The organism is Vibrio sp. ECSMB14106 (assembly GCF_000972265.1).
In the GTDB taxonomy this organism is placed as follows: domain Bacteria; phylum Pseudomonadota; class Gammaproteobacteria; order Enterobacterales; family Vibrionaceae; genus Vibrio; species Vibrio kanaloae.
The window spans coordinates 1-5,599 of the sequence record NZ_LAUM01000058.1 but is presented as its reverse complement, the minus strand read 5'-3'; the positions used below and the strand labels follow the sequence as shown (position 1 = coordinate 5,599).

Sequence of the window (5,599 nt, the reverse complement as noted above, 5' to 3'; positions counted from 1 at the left end):
CTTCACGTCACCCCTTATTCCATAAGGGGTTTTCATGATCTTGCCCTGGATGAAGAAGTGGCGCATTTAGAAACACAAGCTAATCCAGATCTGGATTCAGATAGCTCTTATACACGCTAGCCCTTTGTAGGTTGACGGCCCAATATTGACTCACGATCAGGTTGCTCACATAGGTCAATAACCTTCCGCTATTACCCCGCACTTTGCTTGTTTATTTTAATCATTATTTATGCACTTATTCAAACAAAAGCAAAAGCAATCAGTTGCATTTAAGGTTAAATAAAACGATTTACGAACTAGCACTAAGCGTTAACAAATGCCTCCTGTAACTTGCTTTATGTCACAAGAATTCTATTGCGTAGTTAAATAATTTAACACTTACATTACAAGTGAAGTATTGTGTTGTTCGAAAAACAATCATAAGTAAAACTAACAGGGAAAATACTCATGCAGTCATTCGTTGATTTTTTGAATGGAATAATCTGGAGTCCAGTACTTATCTACCTATGTTTAGGTGCTGGTTTGTTCTACTCCATCATGACTCGATTTGTACAAATCCGTCACTTCTTTGAAATGTGGCGCTTGTTACTTTCGGGTAAAAGTTCAACCAAAGGTATCTCATCTTTCCAAGCTCTAGCTGTTTCGCTATCTGGCCGTGTAGGTACAGGTAACATTGCAGGTGTTGCTGCTGCTATCGGTTTCGGTGGCCCAGGTGCGGTATTCTGGATGTGGGTTGTAGCCTTCTTTGGCGCCGCGACTGCTTTCGCAGAATCTACGTTAGCGCAAATCTATAAAGAAGAAGACGAAGGCCAGTTCCGTGGTGGTCCGGCTTACTACATCGAAAAAGCGATGGGTCAGAAGTGGTACGCATGGATCTTTGCAATCGCGACTATTTTTGCTTGTGGTATTTTACTTCCAGGTGTTCAGTCAAACAGTATCGGTAACGCTGTAGAAGCTGCATTTGGTTCAGGAGCTATGATCGAAACAGCTGTCGGTACATTCAGTTTCGCTAAAATTTTCACTGGTACTGTTGTCGCTATCATTCTTGGTTTCATCATCTTCGGTGGTGTTAAACGTATTGCGAACTTCACGCAGATTGTTGTCCCATTCATGGCATTGGCTTACATCATCATCGCGTTCGTTATCATCCTACTGAACATCGGCCAAGTTCCGGTTGTTTTCTCTATGATAGTTAGTGATGCATTCACACCTATGGCGGGCTTCGGTGCTGCAATTGGTTGGGGTGTTAAGCGTGGTGTTTACTCAAACGAAGCGGGTCAAGGTACTGGTCCTCACGCGGCGGCGGCGGCAAGTGTTGATCACCCGGCTCAGCAAGGTCTGGTTCAATCCTTCTCTATCTACATCGATACACTTCTAGTCTGTTCTGCAACCGCGTTTATGATCATCATCACTGGTGCTTACAACGTTCACGGCGGTGCAGAAGGTGTATTCCTTGTTCAGAACTTAGCAGCCAACATTGGTGCGAATGGTCCTGTATTTACACAGCTTGCAATTGAAAGTGCTCTACCAGGGGTTGGTAAGCCGTTCATCGCATTTGCTCTGTTCTTCTTCGCATTTACAACGATTCTTGCTTACTACTACATCGCAGAAACGAACATTGCTTACTTACGTCGTACCATCAAAATCCCTGGCATGATGTTCGTACTTAAGCTTGTTCTTATCACTGCGGTTTTCTATGGCACAGTTAAAACAGCGAACCTTGCATGGGCAATGGGTGATGTAGGTGTTGGCTTGATGGCATGGTTAAACATCGTCGGTATTCTGATTATCTTCTTCATGTCTAAGCCTGCGCTTAAAGCACTGGCTGATTACGAAGAGCAACAGAAACAAGGCGTCACTGAGTACACGTTCAACCCTGTGAAACTAGGTATTAAAGGGGCGACTTACTGGGAAGAGAAGTACAAGCGTAAAACAGGTAAGTCTCCTGAAGCTGAAGCTGCAGACACTAAACCTGTAGAGCAACCTTCAGCTTAAGCTTGTGCCTTAACAAATGGATTGCTTTAGCAAATAGCTCGCTTTAACTCGCGCTATTAATAACGCATAAAAAAGGGGTTAGCCATTTCGGCTAACCCCTTTTGTTTTATTCATAACCAATAAACGGCTTATAACAAACTAACTGTTCCCGAGTTAGAGTATTAAGCAGCGATTTCTTGTGTTGCCAGTTGAGGTGCTTTCTTCTCACCGATAGGCAGAACTGTGCGGCCGTATTCGTTGTTGATTACTTGTGCCATTGCAAAGTAGATAGCTGAAGCGCCACAGAAGATACCTTCAAAACCAGCGATAGTGCCGATGAGTTCGCTACCAGTGAAATCACGAGCTGCAAGTAGGAAGAACAAGATAGTTAGTGAACCGAATACTACTTGCTTCGCTACTGGGTAGCATAGAGAACCGATGAACATGAAGCCAGTGAAGATGCCCCATAGAAGTAGGTACCAAACCATGAATGCAGCAGGGCTTGCTGGTAGGCCCATGTAAGGCATTACGATCAAACCAACTAGAGATAACCAAAATAGGCCATATGAAGTAAATGCAGTCGTACCGAACGTATCACCACGTTTGAAACACATAGTGCCCACGATAACTTGGCTCAAACCACCGTAAAAAATACCCATTGCAAGAATCATAGAATCGATTGGGAAAAAACCTGCGTTATGGATATTAAGAAGAATAGTGGTCATACCGAAACCCATTAAGCCTAATGGCGCTGGGTTAGCTAGTTTGGTCGACATTACGAATTTACCTTATTAAAGTGGTTAATTAAAAAAAAACGATAAAAATTATCATAAAATTTTAATCTATAAACCGTACGACTAGGTAATCCAGTTATCGAAAACTAAGATTGTACAAATGATCTTATGGAGAATTGATTTTATAGTGAACATATTGATTCATTGAAATTATCAATTAATAGGATCTCTATCGCGCTTGTTTGTTTAGGTACGAGTAAACGAGATTCGGGATGCGGAGAAGATGTTTAGACTGAAGTAAGTGAGATGCAGGTTATAAAATGAATAACAATAGATAGAGAGCAAGCTTTTCGTTACTCGTTTACTCGCATCCCGTATCTATTCATTAAGCCTCATCCCTCGTTTGTAATCTTAAATTACGCTTGTTGTATTTTAGAATCAGAGACTTGAGGTTGAACTTCTGAAGAAGCGTTTTTACTCGCATCACGCTTGGCTAGCAGTGTCACAACAAGCAACTGAACAACAAGAGCACCCAACACAACCAGTGCACTTCCCGTAAAGCCTGCCACTACAAAACTAATCAGAGCAATAGAACCGTTCATCAACGCATAAGGAAGCTGTGTCTTAAAGTGTTCAAACTGATCACACCCTGCCCCTGTTGAAGAAAGAATCGTTGTTTCAGAGATCGGTGAGCAATGGTCACCAAACAAACCACCAGACAACACTGCGCCAATTGCGACGAGTAGTGGTGCATCAATCGCAATCGCGGTTGGAATAACCAATGGCATCATTATCGCGAAGGTTCCCCACGACGAACCGGTAGCAAATGAAATAATGGCCGACAACAAAAAAGCGACCGCAGGCACTAGCCAATAAGGGAAACCACTCTGTGCTTGCTCGGCAATATAAGCCGCTGCACCCAACTCTTTACCGACTGTACTTAACGCCCAAGCCAATACCAAAATGATCGCCACTGGCATCATGTTTCCCATACCTTTTAAGTACACTGAAACACCATCAGATAGCTTTCTTACTCCGTAGTAAGCCATGAGTGAAATCAAGGTGATCGCGGCAAAGAAGTAAGCCGATGATAAAGCTGCTCTGAACGATGAACCCGCGACCTTTTGGAACGGGAAGCCTTGTGGAACCAACATGGCACACAACACCACCAGCATCACTAACAATGGTGCCCAGACAAAAGATGCCGTTGCATTTTTATTCGATAACGGATTTAGTGATTCGTTAATCACGCCAGAGTTAATTCCCGCTTGGCACTCGCGCTCAGCTTTTGCCATTGGCCCAAAGTCTAAACCTTTAACGGACACGAGCGGAACGATGAAAATCGCGAGGAATGCGTAGAACTGAAAAGGAATTGCACCGATGAACGCATCCCAATCGGACATGTTGACATTCAACGCCGTAAACTCTTTTTGGATCAGGCTCATGATGTAAACGCCCCACCCAATGAAAGGAATAAGGATGGCAACTGGCGACGAGGTTGAGTCGATAATGAATGCTAACTTCTGTCTAGAAAGTTTCAGTTTATCGAAAAGGGGACGAAAAACAGGGCCAACGATTAAAGGGGTGCCTAAGTCATAGAAAAATATAACGATTCCACCCAACCATGCTGACAATTGAGCTTGGAATTTATTGCTTACCCACTGAGTCACTCGCTTTGCAAACGCAACGCCACCACCTGACTTCTCCATCAGAGCAACAAAGCCACCGATGAACACCAACAGCATGATCACACCAGCGTTGTAGCTGTCAGTAAGTTGGGGGACTAAGTAACCTTTGACCATGGTACCAAACGTATCAAGCGGATTGAGTTCGCTAAACATGCCAGTCAGCATCGCAACACCACTTAGCACGCCAGCAAAAAGGCCAATCACCACATTCCTTGTCGCCAACGACAACACCAAAGTAATCACAATGGGGATGAGTGACGTGATATCTGTCTGTTCCATAGGTACACCTTAACCCTAAAATAAAAGAATAAATATAAATTAAATTTGAATATAAATTCACAAGGGGTGTTTGTACAGAACTTTATTTCCTAACAGAGTAATTAGTCTTCACATAGGGATTAGGTCGCTAAAATAGCTTGGAAGAATCCATGTCGCTAATCGTTTTTAGACTTGAATTTCTAACCTCATTGATCGCTTCGCTGATTTGTGGTGATCATTCGGAAGAAGCGGAAACAGGCCTAGCAACGTCATATTATAAGTAGATAAGCTGAATATATATCGGTCACAGAAGATCGTTAATCAAAGGTCAGTCACCAGAGTCAAACAGAAAAGAAAAAGCGCTAGGGGGATCTAGCGCTTTAAGACCAACTAAGTCCGTTTAGCCTGGTAGAGTTTTTATCTATACCTATCAGATATAAACCATTTTTTATACTTCGGTAAATCAAAAAGCCTATTATCTACGACTGCTTTGAGTCGTAATCTAAGTATAGTCGGATTGTGAAAAATGGAAGGAATTATTTCGTTTATTTTTGTAATAGCAAATGAGCCTAAAGTAGAAAACCAGTCCAAATGAACTAACCCTTAATCATGATAGGAAATCTTGATGAGGGGTAACATGGATTCAGAGACGACAACCGCATAACCCGCTCCTCACAAAGAACAATCAAACTTATTGTTGTCTTTACTTCATAAGTTTAGAAGAAACAAACTGATTTTATATTATGTTGGGTTCACGGCTCCGGTAACGCTAATTGTTAATTATTTTGTGCCTCATGAAGTTCGGTACAATATATACACCTACTTAGAGATCTTAGCTACAGTCTGCTACTTCACCTTGGGAGATTAGCCACTTCAATGACCAAGACTTATACCTCCTAGGGCAAGATTACGAAGCCCCTTGCCCTGCAAGGACTTGCGAAAGGT

The 5,599-nt window shown here is 42.5% G+C and carries 3 protein-coding genes; 1 reads left to right on the top strand and 2 read right to left on the bottom strand.

Annotated elements, in window-relative coordinates:
* The first annotated feature begins 447 nt into the window (after window positions 1–447).
* Window positions 448–1,995, top strand: a complete 1,548-nt coding sequence (locus WR49_RS20555) for an alanine/glycine:cation symporter family protein (RefSeq protein ID WP_017056722.1) — start codon at window positions 448–450, stop codon at window positions 1,993–1,995.
* 161 nt (window positions 1,996–2,156) lie between these two features.
* Here the strand turns inward: WR49_RS20555 and WR49_RS20550 are convergent, their stop codons facing one another.
* Window positions 2,157–2,750 (bottom strand): acetate uptake transporter, encoded by a 594-nt coding sequence (locus WR49_RS20550; protein WP_046225258.1) that lies wholly within the window; start codon window positions 2,748–2,750, stop codon window positions 2,157–2,159.
* 374 nt (window positions 2,751–3,124) lie between these two features.
* Window positions 3,125–4,675 (bottom strand): Na+/H+ antiporter NhaC family protein, encoded by a 1,551-nt coding sequence (locus WR49_RS20545; protein WP_046225257.1) that lies wholly within the window; start codon window positions 4,673–4,675, stop codon window positions 3,125–3,127.
* Between the last annotated feature and the right edge of the window lie 924 nt (window positions 4,676–5,599).